This window comes from Cupriavidus sp. 30B13, from assembly GCF_049059565.2.
In the GTDB taxonomy this organism is placed as follows: domain Bacteria; phylum Pseudomonadota; class Gammaproteobacteria; order Burkholderiales; family Burkholderiaceae; genus Cupriavidus.
Map to the genome: position 1 here is coordinate 693008 of NZ_CP188224.1, position 15775 is coordinate 708782.

Consider the following 15775-nt stretch of genomic DNA (forward strand, 5'->3'; position numbering starts at 1 on the left):
CGTGCCGATGATGTGGTTATCCCAAACGTAACGGAAAACCCGACATGTCGAGCATCAGCGCAATCAGCCCGCAGGTGACGCTGCCCGGATCGAGCACCCCCGTCAACGCCGCCTCTGCCAAGGACCAGGACAGCCAGGCCGCCTCCGCCGGCGCCGCAGCCGCGGGTGGCAGCATCGCCGGCCCGGCGCTGTCGGGCGCCGTGCCTGCCAGCAGCGCCGACGACGGCAGCGACAGCAGCAGCACCGAGTCCGACACCGTCAAGCAGTTGAAGAAGCAGATCGCCGAGCTGCAGAAGCAACTGGCCGAAGCACAGCGCCAGCTCAAGTCCGTCGAAGCCAGCAAGATGGACGACCAGGCCAAGGCGGCCGCCGTGGGCGCGGTCCAGTCGCAGGTCGCCAGCATCTCGGCATCGCTGCAGACGGCCATGAACGCGCTGACCCAGGCATTGCTGGCCGAAACCGGCGGCGCCTCGGGCTCGATGGTGAACACCACCGCCTGAAACGCAAAGACCCTCGCCGGCCCTCCACATTCGGTCCCGGGCAGCAGCCCAGGCGTCGACATGCGTGCGTGGCGGCGTTGCGCGGCGCCCGGCTCAGAGCACCTGCCTGAGCTGTCCCGCTGCCTTGTCGAGCTGCTGCTTGAGCAGCTTCAGCAGGCAGTACATGCCGTAGGCATCCTCCGATCTCTCGCTTTGCATCTCCGCCAGCGTCAGCACGCTGTCCAGCCCGGCGCTGACGTTCTCGAGCTCTGCGCAGCCGCTGGTCACGCGCAGGCCGATCTCCTGGCCCAGCACCTCGATGAGGGCGGCAAGCTCGGGGACGCGGGGATCGGGCCGGGCGGCAATCGCCAGGTCGATCAGTTCGGTGACCAGCTCGGCGTGCTGGCCGATGACGGGCCCGGACGGCAACGGCACGGTGGCGGCAGGACTGGCGGCGGGGCCGGCGGAGGAAGCGCCGCCAGCGGCGGGCTTGGTATTGTTGCGGGCGTTCTGGCGCAAGGGTGCCTCTCTGGAAGTGGCGACCCGCTTGCGCTTGTTCCCATGCAAGGGAAGCGGGCCCGAAAAGATCGCCTGGCGTTTCTGCGCTGCTTCCCCGGCGCCATGCGTATTGCCGTGCGCGTTGCACGTTGGCCGTAGCCTGCGTCTGTTGCCTGTCGGCCAGACTGTCGATGTTTGCGGTGTGTCCGAGGTATCTGCGGTATCTGCGGTGCCGGCGATGCCTGCGATGCCTGCGGCATTCGCCGTGCCCGCCTGTCATGCCCGCGGCGGTGCGCCGAGGGCGGTGCGCCTGGCGCGCAGGCAACCGGACCCGGTCATTCTTGACGATCGGGATAGGGGTGTCAAGCCGACGCGGACATGGCTTTTGTGAACCTTATGTTTCGTCCCGCGCCGGGGCTGGCGTGACGGCGCGTCCATGTCCCGCGCGCTGGCGCGCGTCCGATCAACTATCCTTGTAAACCGGATTTCAACCACAGGACGCCCAAATGGTCACCGAAACACCCAAACAGATCCCCGCCACCCTGATCCCGGGCGACGGCATCGGCCCCGAAGTCGTGGAGGCCACCGTCAAGCTGCTGGACGCGCTCGGTGCGCCGTTTTCGTGGGACGTGCGGCAGGCCGGCATGGCGGGTATCGCGCAGGGTGGCGACCCGCTGCCGGAGGCGACGCTGGAGAGCATCCGCCGCACCGGCCTGGCGCTCAAGGGACCGCTTACCACGCCGGTGGGCGGGGGCTTCCGTTCGGTCAACGTGCGCCTGCGCGAGGCGTTCAACCTCTATGCCAACGTGCGCCCCGCGCGCACGCTGGTGCCGGGACGCTTCGAGGACATCGACCTGGTGCTGGTGCGCGAGAACGTGGGCGGCTTCTACGTGGCGCACGATTACTACATCGCGGTGGGCGACGACCCGCACGCAGTGGCGGTGTCCACCGGCACCAACACGCGCGACGCCTGCCGGCGCATCGCGCGCTTTGCTTTCGAGTACGCGGTGAAGAACGGCCGCAAGAAGATCACCGTGGTGCACAAGGCCAACATCCTCAAGGCGCTGACCGGGATCTTCCTCGACGCCGCGCGCGAGGTGGCGCAGGACTATGCGGGCCGCGTGGAGATGGACGACCGCATCGTCGACGCCTGCGCCATGCAGCTCGTGCTCAATCCGTGGCAGTTCGACATGCTGCTCTGTACCAACCTGTTCGGCGACATCCTGTCCGACCAGATCGCCGGGCTGGTGGGCGGGCTCGGCATGGCGCCCGGGGCCAACATCGGCGAGAGCGCCGCCATCTTCGAGGCCGTGCACGGCTCGGCGCCGGACATCGCCGGCAAGGGCATCGCCAACCCGATCTCGCTGATGCTGGCCGCCGGCCTGATGCTCGAGCACGTGGGCCGGCAAGACCTGGCCGCGCGCCTGCGCGGCGCCATCGACGCGGCGCTCAACCAGGACCAGGTGCGCACCGGCGACCTCAAGGGCTCGGCCTCCACCATGCAGTTCACCGACGCGGTGGTGAAGCGGCTCGGCTAAGGCTCAGGCCAGCAGGGGCGCCTCGGTGAGCGCCTGCAGGCGCGCCAGCGTCATGCCTTCGGCCATCGCTTCGACGTGCAGTCCGGCGGACGTGACGCGCAGCACCGCCAGGTCCGTGTAGATGCGCCCGACCACCCCGCGCGCGGTGAGCGGCAGGCTGCAGCGCCGCAGCAGGCGTGGGCGGCCGTCGCGCGTGGTGTGTTCCATCAGCACCCACACCTCGCGCGCGCCGTAGGCCAGCTCCATCGCCCCGCCCACCGCGGGCGGGGTGCCCGGGTCGCCGCGGGTCCAGTTGGCGAGGTCGCCGTTGGCGGCCACTTCATAGGCGCCGAGGATGGCCAGGTCGAGATGGCCGCCGCGCATCACGGCGAAGCTCAGCGCGGAATCGAAGATCGCCGCGCCCGCGCGTAGCGTGACCGGCTGCTTGCTGGCATTGATGAGGTCGGGGTTCTCCGCGCCGGCCGGCGGCCGCGGGCCGAGGTGGAGGATGCCGTTCTCGCTGTGCAGGAAGACCTCGCGCCCGGCCGGGATCAGGTCGCCGACCCGGGTCGGCAGGCCGATGCCCAGGTTGACGTAGGCTCCGGCGGGGATGTCCTGCGCCGCGCGCCGCGCGATCTGCTCGCGGCTCCATCCCGTCGTTGCCGCCGCTTCTTTCGTTGCCGTCGTTGCCGTCGTTGTCGTCATTGCCCGCTCCCGCCGTGCCGCGGCACGACCACCACCCGGTGCACGAAGATGCCCGGCGTCACGACCTGTTCGGGGTCGAGCGCGCCGGCCTCGACCATGGCATCCACCTCGACCGCCACCACGCGCGCGGCCGTCGCCATGACGGGATTGAAATTGCGCTCGGCCAGGTGGTAGTCCAGGTTGCCGAGCCGGTCCGCGTGGCGGCCGCGGATCAGCGCGAAGTCCGCATGCAGCGGCAGCTCCAGCACGTGCCGCACGCCGCCGATCTCGCGCACGGGCTTGCCCTCGCCGAGGATGGTGCCGGCGGTGATGGGACAGTAGAAGCCGCCCAGGCCGGCGCCCGCGCAGCGGATGCGCTCCACCAGCGTGCCTTGCGGCACCAGTTCGAGTTCGATCTCGCCGCGCCGGTAGGCGTCGCGGAAGTCGGTGGCCCCCGCGGTCAGCGGATAGGAGCAGACCAGCTTGCGCACGCGGCCCGCCGCGATCAGGCTGGCCACGCCCTCGCCGTCGTAGCCGGCGTTGTTGGAAATCACCGTGAGGCCGCGCGCGCCATGCGCCAGCACCGCGCCGATCAGGCCGCCGGGCAGCCCGGAGCTGCCGAAGCCGCCCACCATCACGGTGGCGCCGTCATGCAGGCCGGCCACGGCCTCGCCGCAGTCGGCCACCTGTTTGTTCACCAGTCCCATGCCGGGCTCGCTCCCGCTCCACGCCGCGGCGCCGCGCGCCGCCAAGGCAAGCATGATGCGTCCTGCGTCGCCATAGGTGCAAGTATGGCCGGCTTAATCTTTGATAAGCTAGGCTTATCGATATGACAAAGACCGGCAAGCGCCGGCCCCCTGGAGGAAACCGCGCGATGAACCTGGAACTGCGCCATTACCGCTATTTCGTGGCGCTGGCCGAAGAGCTGCATTTCGGCCGTGCGGCGGAGCGGCTCGGCATCTCGCAGCCGGCGCTGAGCCAGCAGTTCCGCTGGATCGAGCAGGAGGCGGGCGCGCCGCTGCTCGCGCGCGACAAGCGACGTCTGGCGCTGACCGAGGTCGGCCGCGTGTTCCACGAGGAAGCCGCCGGCATCCTGCGGCAGGTGCGCCAGGCCGAGCTGGCCACGGCCAGCGCCAGCCGCGGCGACGTCGGCAGCGTGTCGATCGGCTATGTGGCCTCGGCCGCGCTGTCCGGCCTGCTGCCGGGGCTGGTGCACCGCTTCCGCCAGGATCACCCGGCGGTCGGCATGGCCATGCGCGAGACCGATGTGCCGGCGCAGCTGGAGGCGGTGGCGCGCGGCGAGCTCGACATCGGCTTCGTGCGGCCGCCGCTGCGCGCGCTGCCCGAAGGCGTGGCGCTGCTCGACATCGCCGCGGAAGCCGTGGTGGTGGCCCTGCATGCCACGCACCCGCTGGCGCGCCGCGCGCGCATCGACGTGGCGCTGCTGCGCGACGAGACCTTTATCTGCACCCATACCGAGCACGGCACCGGCTTCTATGCCATCACGCTGGCCATCTGCGGCAATGCCGGATTCCAGCCGCGCGTGGAGGCGCTGTCGCGGCAGATGGCCACCATCATCAGCATGGTGGCGGCCGGTTTCGGGGTGGCGCTGGTGCCGGCTTCCATGCGCGCGTTCGCGCCGCCGGACGTGGTATTCAAGCCGCTCGCGCGCAACGACGTGCTGTCCCACCTGGCAGTGATCCATCGCCGCAACGAACGCTCGCCGGCGGTGCTGCAACTGCTGGAGCGGTGCCGGGAACTCAAGGTCCGGCGCCCGAAATAAAAAGGGCCGGGCGCGGCGGATGCCCGCCCGGCCCGGCCCCGGTGGCGCCAGGGCGCCAGGGCTTACGCCTTCAACTGCTCGCGGATCGGCAGCGCGCGGATGCGCTTGCCGGTGGCCGCGAAGATGGCGTTGCACAGCGCCGGCGCGACGACCGGCGTGGCAGGCTCGCCCACGCCGCCGAGCGGCGCGTCGAAACTGCCCGGCACCAGGTGCACATGGATGGCGCGCGGCGCGGACGGTGCGCGCATCACCTCGTACTGGTGGAAGTTGTCCTGCTGGACACGTCCGTCCTTGAAGGTGATCTCGCCCGTGGTGGCCAGGCTGATGCCCATGATGCAGGCGCCTTCGGCCTGCGAGCGGATGCGGTCCGGGTTGACCTGCGCGCCGCAATCCACCGCCATGTCGATGCGCGGCACGGTGATGCCGCCGTCCTTGTCCACCGCCACCTCGATCACCGCCGCCACATAGGTCACGAAGCTATAGCACACCGCCAGGCCGAGGCCGCGGCCCTTCGGCAGCTTCCGGCCCCAGCCCGCCTCGCGCGTGGCCACCTCGATCACGTTGCGCATCCGCGCGATGTCGACCGGATACTGCTGCGGCGATTCGCCGTAGTTCCACGAATCGGACAACTGCGCCGGATCGATCTTGCGGTCCGGCCCCAGCAGCGCCAGCAGATAGTCGCGATGGTCGCGCCCGGCCGCGGCGGCCAGCTCGGCCGCGAACGACTGCACGGCGAACGCATGCGGGATGTTCGACACCGAGCGGAACCAGCCGATGCGCGTATGCGCGGGCACATCGGGGTTCTCCACGCGCACGTTGGGGATGTCGAACGGCACGTTGACCGCCGACATGCCCAGCTCGAACGGCGCTTCGTTCTTGGAGCCGGCCACGAAGATCGAGCTGATGCTCGACGCCGCGGTGCGGTGCAGCCAGGCCTGCGCGCGGCCGTCGGGGGACAGCACGGCCTCCATGTGCTCGACCGAGACGGTGTGGAAATAGTCGTGGTGCAGATCGTCGTCGCGCGTCCAGGTGACCTTGACCGGCTTGCCGTCCATGGCCTTGGAGAGCAGCGCGGCCTCGGCGGCGAAGTCCGGCTTGGACTTGCGCCCGAAGCCGCCGCCCAGCAGTGTCACGTGCACGGTGACGTCGGCGGGTTTGAGGCCCAGGTGCGCGGCCACGGTCTCGCAGGTGGCCTGCGGCGCCTGCACCGAGGTCCACACCTCGCACTTGCCGCCGGCAGCGCGCGCGGTGGCCACGGGCGGCTCCATGGTGGCGTGCGCGATATGCGGCAGGTAGTACTGCGCGGTGATGCGCTTGCCGGGGCCGGCCAGCGCGGCCATCGTGTCGCCCTGGTTGCGCACCACCTTGCCGGGCTGGCTGGCGGCCTTCTCCATGGTGGCGCGGAAGGCGGCGGACTCGTAGCTGGCGTTGGGGCCGTCGTCCCACTGGATCTTGAGCGCCTCGCGGCCCTTGATGGCCGACCAGGTATTGGTGGCGATCACCGCCACGCCGCCGAGCGGGTGGAACATGGCCGGCGCCGGGCTGCCGGCGATCTCCACCACCTTGACCACGCCAGGCACCTTCATCGCCTGCGCGGCGTCGAAGCTGGTCACCTTGCCGCCGTACACCGGCGGGCGCGCCACCACGGCGTACAGCATGCCGTCCAGGCGCACGTCGATGCCGTATTGCGCGCGGCCGGTGGCGATGTCGTGGCCGTCGATGCTGCGCGTGCTGTTCTTGCCGATATAGCGGAACTGCGCCGGGTCCTTGAGCTTGAGGGTGGCGGGCGCCGGCACGGGCAGGCGCGCGGCGTCCTTCGCCAGCTCACCGTAGCCCAGGCTGCGGCCGCTGGCGGCGTGCACCACCGTGTGGTTGCGCGCCTGCACCTCGCTCACCGGCACGCCCCAGCGCGCGGCCGCGGCGCTTTCCAGCATGCTGCGCGCGCTGGCGCCGACGCGGCGCATCGGGTCGAAGAAATGCCGCACGCTGCGCGAGCCGTCGGTGTTCTGGTTGCCGTAGCGCGTTTCGTCGGCCGGAGCCTGCACCACGCGCACTTGCGCCCAGTCCGCCTCGAGTTCGTCGGCTACCACCATCGGCAGGCTGGTGCGCACGCCCTGGCCCATCTCGGAGCGGTGGCAGACGATGGCGACCTTGCCGTCCTCCCCGATCGAGAGAAACACCAGCGGGCTGTCCACCGCGCCGCCCGGCATGCCGTCGCGCCCGTATTGCTTGGTTCCCTCCTCGGCGGCCAGCACGATGCCGTCCAGGCCTACCGTGAGCGTCAGGCCGGCGAGGGCGCCGATGCCCTTGAGCCAGCGGCGGCGCGCGGCCGAGCGCGGGCCGGCGGCTGCGCTCGCGAGTGTGTCGCGGGCGTTCATTTGGCGCTCCGCTTGCCGGTCGCCGCGGGAGCCCTGGCGCCGGCCTTGGTGCCGGCCACACCGGACTTGGCCACATGCTGGATCGCCGCGCGGATGCGCGTATAGGTGCCGCAGCGGCAGATATTGCCGCTCATGGCGCCGTCGATGTCGGCCTCGGTCGGGTGCGGATTAGAGTGGAGCAGGGCCGTGGCGGACATCAGCTGGCCCGCCTGGCAGTAGCCGCACTGCGGCACGCCGAATTCCTCCCACGCCGCCTGCAGCGCCTGGCCGGTCTTGTCCGCGGACAAGCCCTCGATGGTGGTGATCTTCTTGCCGGCCACGGCCGAGATGGGGGTCACGCAAGAGCGGATGGGTTGCCCGTCCAGATGCATCGTGCAAGCGCCGCACAGCGCCATGCCGCAGCCGAACTTGGTGCCGGTCAGGCCGAGATGGTCGCGCACGGCCCACAACAGCGGGGCGTCGTCGGGCAGGTCGACCGAATGCGGTTGACCGTTGATCGTGATTGTTCTCATGGATTCGTGGGGGATGGTCAAGCGGGGAGGGATGGCCGGCATGGCAGCCGGCCGCCGGCGCCGCGGCGCGCCAGCATGGAGGCTGCAGCGGCAACGTTGCGCTACGCGCATTGTGATACCGCTCACCATGGCGCGGGAATGGCAGGCTTGGGATTTCTCAATTCCATAAATTGGAATTGAGGCGTTGCAGGCGCCGGCACCCCGCCGCCTGCAGCGTTGCCGCCGCTCAGAACGAGTGGCTGATGCCCACCGCGACCTGCACGGACGACCGCGCACCGGCGGACAGCGGCGTTCCCGTATCGAGCAGCGCACCGGTCGCGTTGAACCGTTCGAGTTCGAGGATGCCGAACAGGATGGTGCGCCTGGACAGGTAATACTCGGGCGTCAGGTAGAACTTCCTTGCCACCTGCTTTGGCATGGCATCCTGGCTGCGGCTGCCGTGATAGTAGGCGAGGGTGACGTCGAGGCTCTTCGCCAGCGAATAGGTGGCGCCGCCCGAGTACACCTGGGTCTTGAGATGGCCGTAGGGGGCAACGCCGCTGTCGGCCTTGTTCTGCGTCCAGGTGGCCTTCAGCTTCAGGCCGCCCACCGTGTACGCGCCTCCCACCGCGTATGCATTGAGCGCGACCCCGTCCGCGTCCTTGAATTTCATGGCCGCGGCGCGGACGTTGAACGAGGCGCCGTCGTAGCCGGCCAGCAAGCCCGCGGAACTGTTGCCGCGGAAATTGCCGGCGTTCTCGCCGAACGAGTACATGGCCATGCCGACGATGCCGCCGGTTCCCACATAGGCGTACTTGATGGTGTTGTCCTGCCGGTCGAGATTGTTGCCGGCCATGCCGGCATTGGCGCCGAAATTGCCTGCCAGCACCGCGCCCGGGCCGCCCAGGTAGCCAAAGCGCACATTCATGTTGGTGGCCGAATTGTTCGCGCGCAGAGGATCGGTGACATAGAACAGTTCGGCCAGGGTGTTGACGTGCCGCCCGAACGAGATGGTGCCGAGGTCCTGGTCCGTGAGGCCGACATAAGCGTGGCGGTCGAACAACCGCACCGTGCTGCCGGGCGCGCCGCTGTCGACAAGGATCGTGGATGCCGCATTGAAGTAGACGGCCAGGCCGCCCCCAAGGTCTTCCTGGCCACGCAGTCCCCACAACGAAGGCTGCCAGACGTTGGAGTTGACGGCCTGCGCGGAGCCGCCGGGCGCCCTGGACGTCTGGGTGACGACGCCGACGTCGGTGCGTCCGTACAGTGCCAGTCCGGAGCCGGACGACTGGGCCTGCGCCCCGGCCGAGCACAATGCGGCGGCCATTGCCGCCAGGCATTTTTTCTTCATGTTCTCCTCCATGTGTTCTTGATTTTTTCGTTCTTGCGGCCGCGCCGGACTGCCCAGCGCCGCGCGGCGCGGTGGCTGGCTAGGCCGGGAATGCGTGGCGCAGCAGCCGGACCTCCTTGCGTTCGAGCAGGGCCGCCGCGGTCTCCTGGAACTCGGCGACATGCGTTGTGCGCAGGTGCGCGGCGAGATGCTCTTCGCTTTCCCAGATTTCGTGAAAGACGAAGGTGCCGGCGTGGCCGATGTCGCGGTAGACGTCGTAGCGGATGAAGCCCGGGTCGTCCCTGGTGGCATCCATCACGCGCCGGATGGCGGCTTCGAAGTTGTGTTCGGCGCCAGGTTTGGCGACCGAGGTGACGATGGCGGTGACTTCCATGCAAATCCCTTTCATGCAGCGTCCGCCCGGACCGGATCGGGCCGGGGAGGTCGCGCAGGGAGCCGATGGCCGCGTGACGGTCCGGAGGCCGATGCGGTCGGCTCCGTGCGAACCTCGCCACGTAGTTTATTTCTAAAAAATATATATTTTAGTGGTAAACCTATTTATTGACGGTGCCGGACGGCAGTGCGAGAATCGCGCGCCCGCTCGCCGCGCGCCATTGCAGGGCCGCCGGAAGGGGAAGTCCGTGTCGCCTGGCAGGACCGTTCAGGGCACGGTGGCCCAGTGGTCCACGGCGCCGCTTGCGTGCGCCATCAGGTAGGAGCGGGAAAAGGCCGTGGCCTCGAGCGCGCGCGCCTTGTCCACGCCGAGTCCGCGCAGGGTGATGCGGATGGCGTTGTCGATGTACTGTCGCGGCTCGCGGGTGCGGCCGAGCAGGACCGTGCGGATGCCTTCGGTGGTGGCTCCCATCACCGAGTCGGCAGCGGCCTGCAGGTCTTCGAAATCCATTGCTCCTTCATAGGCACCGGCCCGCAGGTCGTTCATGAGGTAGTCCAGCAGCACCGATTCATGCGGGACCAGCTCGGCGCGCAGCACGAAGCCGGCCCAGCGCCGGTCCGACAACGCCCGCGTGAGGAACAGCCGCATGCCGGTGCTGACGCGCTGCACGGGGTCCGTCAGCACGTCGTAGATGGGCAGGATGCCGAGCGTCATCTGGTCGGTGACCTCGCGGCCCACCGCGACGAAGGCTTCGTCCAGCGAGGTGAAGTGCTTGTAGAAGGTGCCCCGGGAGACGCCCGCCGCGTTCACCACGTCCTCGATCGAGGTGGAGACGTTCGCGCGGTCCGAGAGCAGGTCCATCATCGCCGCGAGAATCCGCGCCCGCATCTGCTCGCGCTTCTTGCGCGCGACGACCGAGCGATGGTCTTCGCGCTCCGTCGGGGTAAAGCCGCTGTGGTCGCTGGTCATGCCGGGCTCCTGCTCGCTGCGGGATGAATGACGCGTCGTCATTGTGACGTTTGTGTACGCCGACGAGGGCGAAAACCCTATCTTGCCGCGCGTGATCGCATAACTACAATAACGAAAACGTCATTCTGACACGAAACGCACGCAGCGGCAGCGCTGCGGACATCCAAGGAGACCGCCATGACCCTGGCAACCATCGGCACCAGCAGCACCGGCAGCACCATCGACGGCAACGGCACCTTCTCGCCCGCTTCTCCCGCCACCCCGGCCGAACTCGTGCGCCGCGCCACCGCCATGGTGCCGGCCCTGCGCGCCAGGACCGCGGAAGTGGACACCCTGGCCAGGCTCCCCGAAACGACCATCCGGGAGCTCGACGAGGCGCGCATTTTCGACCTGATGGTGCCGCGCACCCATGGCGGCCTGCAGACCTCGGTGCGGACCTACATGGAAGTGGTCACGGAAATCGGCCGCGGCGACGGCTCCGCGGCCTGGGCCTGCGCGCTGATCAATATCTGCAACTGGATGGTGGCGGCGCTTTACCCGCAGCACGTCACCGACGAGATCTTCGCCGCCGGGGGCAAGATCCGGACCTCGGGCGTGCTGTCGCCGCGCGTGGCGAAGGTCCGGCGGGAACAGGGCGGCTACTTGATCGAAGAGGGCCTGTGGGGGTTCAACAGCGGCGTCTATCACGCGCAATGGGACCTGCTTGGCATTCCTCTGGTCGACGAGACCGGCGTGGCGGCCGACCAGGGCCTCGCGCTGATCCCGACCGAACAGGTCACGCTGCTGCATGACTGGGACACCATCGGCCTGCGCGGCAGCGGCAGCACCTCGGTCTCGGTCAAGAACGTTTTCGTGCCCGATGAGCGCATTGCCGCGCTCTCGGCCGCCATCGAAGGGCAATACGCCAGCGCGCACCTGGGCGGCGAAGCGCTGTACCGTACCGCCTTCGTGCCGTTCCTGGCGATCATCCTGGTCTTTCCGGCGATGGGCATTGCGCGGGCCGCGCTCGAGCTGTTCCTGCAGAAGCTGCCCGGGCGGCCGATCCAGTACACCTGGTACGAGAAGCAGGCCGAGGCCGCGGTGACCCACCTGCAGGTCGGCGAGGCCTCGGCCAAGATCGACGCCGCGCAACTGGTGATCGCGCGCTGCGTCGACGAGCTGGACGCCAGCGCCGCCCGCGGCGAATACATGGATGTCGAGACGCGTGCGCGCATCCGCCGCGATACCGGCTACGCGGGCAAGCTGATCTGGGAGGCGGTGGATATCCTCGCCACCGCTTCCGGCGGCTCGCTGGCCGGCTCGCGCAACCCGTTCAACCGCATCTGGCGCGACGCGCGCATCGCCAACCTGCACGGCATCGTCTGCCCGACCACCAACCTCGAACTGTTCGGCCGCATCCTCTGCGGCCAGGTCCCCAACACCCCCCTCGTCTGAGCCGCCAGCACGCGGAACGCCGGCGGCCGGCGTTCCACACGAAGGAGACACAATATGGCAACCAATATTGCCGAGCGCGCCCAACAGTTCCGCCGGGTGATGGGGAAATTCGCCACGGGCGTCACGGTCATCACGTATATGCGCGAGGGCGATGCCGCCGGCATGACGGCAAACGCGTTTCTCTCGGTCTCGATCGAGCCGCAACTGATCCTGGTGTCGGCACGCAACGCATCGCGCTTCTGCGCTTCGGTGGCGGCCGGGGATACCTTCAGCGTCAATTTCCTCGCCGAGCACCAGGAAGACCTCAGCGCCCATTTCGGCGGCCGCGCCGTGGCGGGGATCGATGTTCCCATCGGCTACGAAGCCGGCACGCCATACATCCGGGACAGCCTCGCCCATATCGTCGCGCGCGTCGTCGACATCCACCAGGCCGGCGACCACAAGCTGTTCATCGGCCAAGCCGAGCATCTGGTCGAGAACGAGCATGCGAATCCGCTGCTGTTCTACCGGGGAAAGTACGCGCGCATGGCAAGCGCGGCGGTGGCGCGCGACTGAGCCGCAACCCAAGCGCAACCCAAGCGCAATACAAGAGCAGATCCACAACGCACATACCACCCGAGCGATGGCGCAAGAGCCGTCGCCACCGAGGAGACGACAGATGATGAAGAAAAAGGAGGCCAGGACGCTGGGCCTGGCCGCGCTGGGCGCGACCCTGGAGTTCTATGATTTCGTGATCTTCCTGTTCGTGGCGGCCGCCATCAGCGAGGTGTTCTTCCCGCCCGACATCTCGCCCTGGGTGCGCCAGATACAGACCTTCGCCATCTTCGCCATCGGCTACCTGGTGCGTCCGGTCGCCGGCATCGTCATGGCGCATTTCGGCGACCGGGTCGGGCGCAAGAAGATGTTCATCTTCCTGATCGTCCTGATGGCGGTCCCGACCTTCCTGATCGGCGTGCTGCCGACGTACCAGCAGGTCGGCGTGCTGGCGCCCATCGGGCTGCTGATCCTGCGCGCGCTGCAAGGCTGCGCGGTCGGCGGCGAGCTGCCCGGCGCGGCGGTCTTCGTCTCCGAGCACGCGTCCGCCTCGCGCCTGGGCACCGCGAGCGGCACGCTGCACGGCGTGGTCCACCTCGGCCTGCTGCTGGGCACGGGCGCGGCGGCGCTGGCCGGCATGATTGCCGCCCAGGCGGGCATCCCCTCGCTGGCATGGCGCCTGCCGTTCATCGTGGGCGGCATCTTCGGCCTGACCGCGGCCTACCTGCGCCGCCACCTGGAGGAGTCGCCCCTGTACGCCGAGATCCAGCAGTCGAAGCAGCTCTCCAAGGCCACCCCGCTGAAGGTGGTGCTGACCGAGCACGCGGGCGCCTGCTGCTTCGGCTTCGGCCTGATGTTCGTGATGGCGACCTGCTCGACGGTGTTCTTCCAGTACATGCCGACGCTGCTGATCACGCAATACGGCGTGCCGCGGCAGGAGGCCCTGAACGCCAATATGTGGGGCACTTTCGCGCTGGCCGTCTCCATGCCGTTCTGGGGCCGGCTGAGCGACAGCATCGGCTGGGGCCGCGCGCTGGCGACCGGCGCCGCGGCCATGCTGCTGGCCACCGTGTGGTTCTTCCACTGCCTCGCGGATGTGGCCGCGGCGCATGGCAATCTCGCCGTGCCGTTCGCAGTGCAGGGCGTCGCCGTGGCGGCCGTCATCAGCCTGGTGCCCGGCCTCATGGCCGCGCTGTTCCCCACCAATATCCGGCAAAGCGGATACGCCTTTCCCTACAACATCGGGGCCGCGCTGTTCGCGGGCCTGACACCGCTGATGCTGGCCTGGCTGGTGCGCGACCATGGCCCTGGCGTGCCGCTCTATCCGGCCATCGCGGCCTGTGCGGTCACGGCCTTGCTGGCCGCCCGGGTCGGCGGCATGCGCCTGTATCTCGGCAAGCAGTCGGAGCGTGTCGCGGGCGCGGTTGCCACGCAGAATGCCGGCTGACCGGATGGCTACACTCATGACAGGAGAACGGATGGAAGAGAAACTCGAACGCCTGCTGGACAAGGCGGAGATCGTCGACATCGTGCAGACCGAGCGCGCGGCGCGCGACCAGGCGCAATGGGACCTGATGCTGCGCATGTACCACGACGACGCCGTGGTGAGCCTGTCCTGGTTCACGGGCAGCGGCCCGGAGTTCGTCGCGGCTTCACGGCGGATGCTGGAGTCCGGCGGACACTCCGCGCACCAGATGGGGCCGACGCTGGTGACGCAGAACGGCAGCCGCGCGCTGGCGCAGACCACGTGCGCGGTTTCCATCCGCACCCGGCTCAGGAGCGTGGAGGTCGAGGTGACCGCGCATTCGCGCCTGCACCAGCGGCTGGAGAAGCGCGGCGGCCAGTGGCGCATCAGCCGGCTCAGCATCGTGTATCTGCGCGACATGCTGAGCCTGGTGAATCCGGCTGACTCGGTGGAAATCGATGCGGCGCGCCTGGCGCGCCATCGGCCGAGCTACCGCTTCCTCGCCTACCTGCTGGAGGAAAACGGCGAGCAGCCCAGCGCCGACCTGGCCGGCAGCGACCGCCCGGAAACCGTCCGGCCCCTGCTCGACGCCGACGACGCATGGCTGGCGGCGGCCGCGTGATGTCGCACCGGCCGCCCCGCTCCGGCGCGGGTGTTTTCCGTGCGGCGCGGGCCGGTGGCGCCGATACCGCTGACATACAATGGGGCCGCCCGCCACGAGCGGGCGGGATCTATTGGAGGCAGGCGATGCCGGTGGCGGCCATCGAGGAAAAAGCACAGTCACGCACGCCGGAAGCCGGGACCACGGCGGCGTCGAAGCTCGAGCGGCTGGTGAAGGCCGACATCATCGCCGGCAGGCTGCGCCCGGGCGCGTCGCTCAAGCTCAAGGACGTCGCCGCTCGATATGGCGGCGGCGTGATTCCGCTGCGCGAGGCGCTTTCCCGCCTCGTTGCCAGCGGGATGGTCGTCGCGGAGGACCAGAAGGGCTTCCGGGTGGCGCCGGTCTCGCGCCGGGAATTGCTCGACATCACCCGCACCCGGCAGCAGATCGAGGCCCTGGCCCTGAAGGAAGCCGTGGCGAACGGCGACGTGGCTTGGGAAGCGCGCGTGCTGGCGGCGCATCACCAGTTGTCGCGCCTTCCCCTGTTCGAGCCTGCGGCGGGGACCATGCATCCCGACTGGGAGCGCGCCCACGACGCGTTCCACGAAGCCGTGCTGTCCGGCTGCGGCTCGGATTGCCTGATGCGGATCGCGCGCGACCTGCGCGACCAGAGCGCCCGCTACCGGCATCTGTCGCTGCGCAGCGACCACGGCGGCAAACGCGACATCGCGCTGGAGCACAAGGCCATTCTCGACGCGGTGCTGGCGCGCGACGCGATCCGGGCGTGCCAGTTGCTGGTCGCGCACTTCGGCAGCACGATGGAGCTCGTCATCAAGGACTATCCCGATACGTCCCTGACGAAGGCGAAGGCGGCTGCCCCCGCCCGTCCCCGCAGCAGGGCGAAGGCCGGCGCCGCGTAGCTTCCTGAGCGCATCGGCCGTTTGCCTCCGGCGCGGGCCCGGCCCATCGCAGCCGCTGCACCGTTTCTCCGCTCCAGGCCCGCCGGCAGGTCCGTGCGGGCTCTTCCCGTTTTCCGTCCTGACCGACAGCCCGCCTTGCCCGCCTCCCTCTGGGCAGCGCCTTTGCACCAATCGGGCGCACGCGCGCTCGCTTCCCGGGCACGGTCGCGTGCCTGCCGCTCCATTTCAGACCGTTTGGTCAAATCGTGTGCTTCCCGGACCCTAAACAGGCGGGCAATCGGTTGCTTTTGACAGGCAC

At 69.1% G+C, this 15775-nt stretch carries 16 protein-coding genes; 8 read left to right on the top strand and 8 right to left on the bottom strand.

From position 1 onward, the window contains the following. The first annotated feature begins 44 nt into the window (after positions 1-44). Entirely contained in the window at positions 45-500 is a 456-nt protein-coding gene (locus ACKI2N_RS22455) for a hypothetical protein (RefSeq protein ID WP_420992952.1), read from the top strand. A gap of 93 nt (positions 501-593) precedes the next feature. Here ACKI2N_RS22455 and ACKI2N_RS22460 read toward each other — a convergent pair whose 3' ends face one another. Further along, positions 594-998, bottom strand: a complete 405-nt coding sequence (locus ACKI2N_RS22460; RefSeq protein WP_420992953.1) for a DUF1484 family protein — start codon at positions 996-998, stop codon at positions 594-596. 485 nt (positions 999-1483) lie between these two features. On the opposite strand from ACKI2N_RS22460, the gene ACKI2N_RS22465 reads away from it, so the two are divergent. Further along, positions 1484-2515, top strand: coding sequence for an isocitrate/isopropylmalate dehydrogenase family protein (locus ACKI2N_RS22465; RefSeq protein WP_420992954.1), 1032 nt, complete (start codon positions 1484-1486; stop codon positions 2513-2515). A gap of 3 nt (positions 2516-2518) precedes the next feature. Here the strand turns inward: ACKI2N_RS22465 and ACKI2N_RS22470 are convergent, their stop codons facing one another. Both ACKI2N_RS22470 and ACKI2N_RS22475 read right to left on the bottom strand, forming a co-directional pair. After that, positions 2519-3199 carry a 3-oxoacid CoA-transferase subunit B gene (locus ACKI2N_RS22470; RefSeq protein ID WP_420992955.1) on the bottom strand — a complete coding sequence of 227 codons (681 nt, stop codon included), beginning with the start codon at positions 3197-3199 and terminating at the stop codon, positions 2519-2521. Further along, positions 3196-3885 (bottom strand): CoA transferase subunit A, encoded by a 690-nt coding sequence (locus ACKI2N_RS22475; RefSeq protein WP_420993185.1) that lies wholly within the window; start codon positions 3883-3885, stop codon positions 3196-3198. Before ACKI2N_RS22475 ends, ACKI2N_RS22470 begins: the two co-directional genes overlap by 4 nt. A gap of 167 nt (positions 3886-4052) precedes the next feature. On the opposite strand from ACKI2N_RS22475, the gene ACKI2N_RS22480 reads away from it, so the two are divergent. Further along, on the top strand, positions 4053-4961 hold the full coding sequence (locus ACKI2N_RS22480; protein ID WP_420992956.1) for a LysR family transcriptional regulator: 909 nt from the start codon (positions 4053-4055) through the stop codon (positions 4959-4961). A gap of 62 nt (positions 4962-5023) precedes the next feature. On the opposite strand, the gene ACKI2N_RS22485 is transcribed toward ACKI2N_RS22480, so the two are convergent. From ACKI2N_RS22485 to ACKI2N_RS22505, 5 genes are all read right to left on the bottom strand, one after another. Next, on the bottom strand, positions 5024-7339 hold the full coding sequence (locus tag ACKI2N_RS22485) for a molybdopterin cofactor-binding domain-containing protein (protein WP_420992957.1): 2316 nt from the start codon (positions 7337-7339) through the stop codon (positions 5024-5026). Then, a complete protein-coding gene (locus ACKI2N_RS22490) occupies positions 7336-7851 on the bottom strand; it encodes a (2Fe-2S)-binding protein (RefSeq protein ID WP_420992959.1) in 516 nt (171 codons plus the stop codon). The genes ACKI2N_RS22485 and ACKI2N_RS22490 overlap by 4 nt, the downstream gene beginning before the upstream one ends. A 226-nt stretch (positions 7852-8077) precedes the next feature. Beyond that, positions 8078-9181, bottom strand: coding sequence for a porin (locus ACKI2N_RS22495; RefSeq protein WP_420992961.1), 1104 nt, complete (start codon positions 9179-9181; stop codon positions 8078-8080). 79 nt (positions 9182-9260) lie between these two features. Beyond that, the gene (locus ACKI2N_RS22500; RefSeq protein WP_420992962.1) at positions 9261-9554 is read right to left on the bottom strand and encodes a putative quinol monooxygenase; all 294 of its coding nucleotides are present in this window, start codon (positions 9552-9554) and stop codon (positions 9261-9263) included. Between the two features lie 267 nt (positions 9555-9821). After that, a complete protein-coding gene (locus ACKI2N_RS22505) occupies positions 9822-10523 on the bottom strand; it encodes a TetR/AcrR family transcriptional regulator (RefSeq protein WP_420992963.1) in 702 nt (233 codons plus the stop codon). Positions 10524-10700: 177 nt separating this feature from the next. Here ACKI2N_RS22505 and ACKI2N_RS22510 point away from each other — a divergent pair, with 177 nt between their 5' ends. From ACKI2N_RS22510 to ACKI2N_RS22530, 5 genes are all read left to right on the top strand, one after another. Then, positions 10701-11957, top strand: a complete 1257-nt coding sequence (locus ACKI2N_RS22510) for an acyl-CoA dehydrogenase family protein (RefSeq protein WP_420992965.1) — start codon at positions 10701-10703, stop codon at positions 11955-11957. A gap of 54 nt (positions 11958-12011) precedes the next feature. Then, positions 12012-12512, top strand: coding sequence for a flavin reductase family protein (locus tag ACKI2N_RS22515; RefSeq protein WP_420992966.1), 501 nt, complete (start codon positions 12012-12014; stop codon positions 12510-12512). A 103-nt stretch (positions 12513-12615) separates the two neighbouring features. Next, positions 12616-13938 (top strand): MFS transporter, encoded by a 1323-nt coding sequence (locus ACKI2N_RS22520; protein ID WP_420992967.1) that lies wholly within the window; start codon positions 12616-12618, stop codon positions 13936-13938. A gap of 31 nt (positions 13939-13969) precedes the next feature. Then, positions 13970-14578: a nuclear transport factor 2 family protein gene (locus tag ACKI2N_RS22525; protein ID WP_420992968.1), complete on the top strand. Its 609-nt coding sequence runs from the start codon at positions 13970-13972 to the stop codon at positions 14576-14578. A 125-nt stretch (positions 14579-14703) separates the two neighbouring features. Continuing rightward, positions 14704-15477, top strand: coding sequence for an FCD domain-containing protein (locus ACKI2N_RS22530; RefSeq protein ID WP_420992969.1), 774 nt, complete (start codon positions 14704-14706; stop codon positions 15475-15477). Positions 15478-15775: the final 298 nt, after the last annotated feature.

Excerpts from the sequence above, each read along its gene's own strand:
- ACKI2N_RS22455 (WP_420992952.1), top strand. The coding sequence starts at position 45 with ATGTCGAGCATCAGCGCAATCAGCCCGCAGGTGACGCTGCCCGGATCG.
- ACKI2N_RS22465 (WP_420992954.1), top strand. The coding sequence starts at position 1,484 with ATGGTCACCGAAACACCCAAACAGATCCCCGCCACCCTGATCCCGGGC.
- ACKI2N_RS22470 (WP_420992955.1), bottom strand. The coding sequence starts at position 3,199 with ATGACGACAACGACGGCAACGACGGCAACGAAAGAAGCGGCGGCAACG.
- ACKI2N_RS22475 (WP_420993185.1), bottom strand. The coding sequence starts at position 3,885 with ATGGGACTGGTGAACAAACAGGTGGCCGACTGCGGCGAGGCCGTGGCC.
- ACKI2N_RS22480 (WP_420992956.1), top strand. The coding sequence starts at position 4,053 with ATGAACCTGGAACTGCGCCATTACCGCTATTTCGTGGCGCTGGCCGAA.
- ACKI2N_RS22485 (WP_420992957.1), bottom strand. The coding sequence starts at position 7,339 with ATGAACGCCCGCGACACACTCGCGAGCGCAGCCGCCGGCCCGCGCTCG.
- ACKI2N_RS22490 (WP_420992959.1), bottom strand. The coding sequence starts at position 7,851 with ATGAGAACAATCACGATCAACGGTCAACCGCATTCGGTCGACCTGCCC.
- ACKI2N_RS22495 (WP_420992961.1), bottom strand. The coding sequence starts at position 9,181 with ATGAAGAAAAAATGCCTGGCGGCAATGGCCGCCGCATTGTGCTCGGCC.
- ACKI2N_RS22500 (WP_420992962.1), bottom strand. The coding sequence starts at position 9,554 with ATGGAAGTCACCGCCATCGTCACCTCGGTCGCCAAACCTGGCGCCGAA.
- ACKI2N_RS22505 (WP_420992963.1), bottom strand. The coding sequence starts at position 10,523 with ATGACCAGCGACCACAGCGGCTTTACCCCGACGGAGCGCGAAGACCAT.
- ACKI2N_RS22510 (WP_420992965.1), top strand. The coding sequence starts at position 10,701 with ATGACCCTGGCAACCATCGGCACCAGCAGCACCGGCAGCACCATCGAC.
- ACKI2N_RS22515 (WP_420992966.1), top strand. The coding sequence starts at position 12,012 with ATGGCAACCAATATTGCCGAGCGCGCCCAACAGTTCCGCCGGGTGATG.
- ACKI2N_RS22520 (WP_420992967.1), top strand. The coding sequence starts at position 12,616 with ATGATGAAGAAAAAGGAGGCCAGGACGCTGGGCCTGGCCGCGCTGGGC.
- ACKI2N_RS22525 (WP_420992968.1), top strand. The coding sequence starts at position 13,970 with ATGGAAGAGAAACTCGAACGCCTGCTGGACAAGGCGGAGATCGTCGAC.
- ACKI2N_RS22530 (WP_420992969.1), top strand. The coding sequence starts at position 14,704 with ATGCCGGTGGCGGCCATCGAGGAAAAAGCACAGTCACGCACGCCGGAA.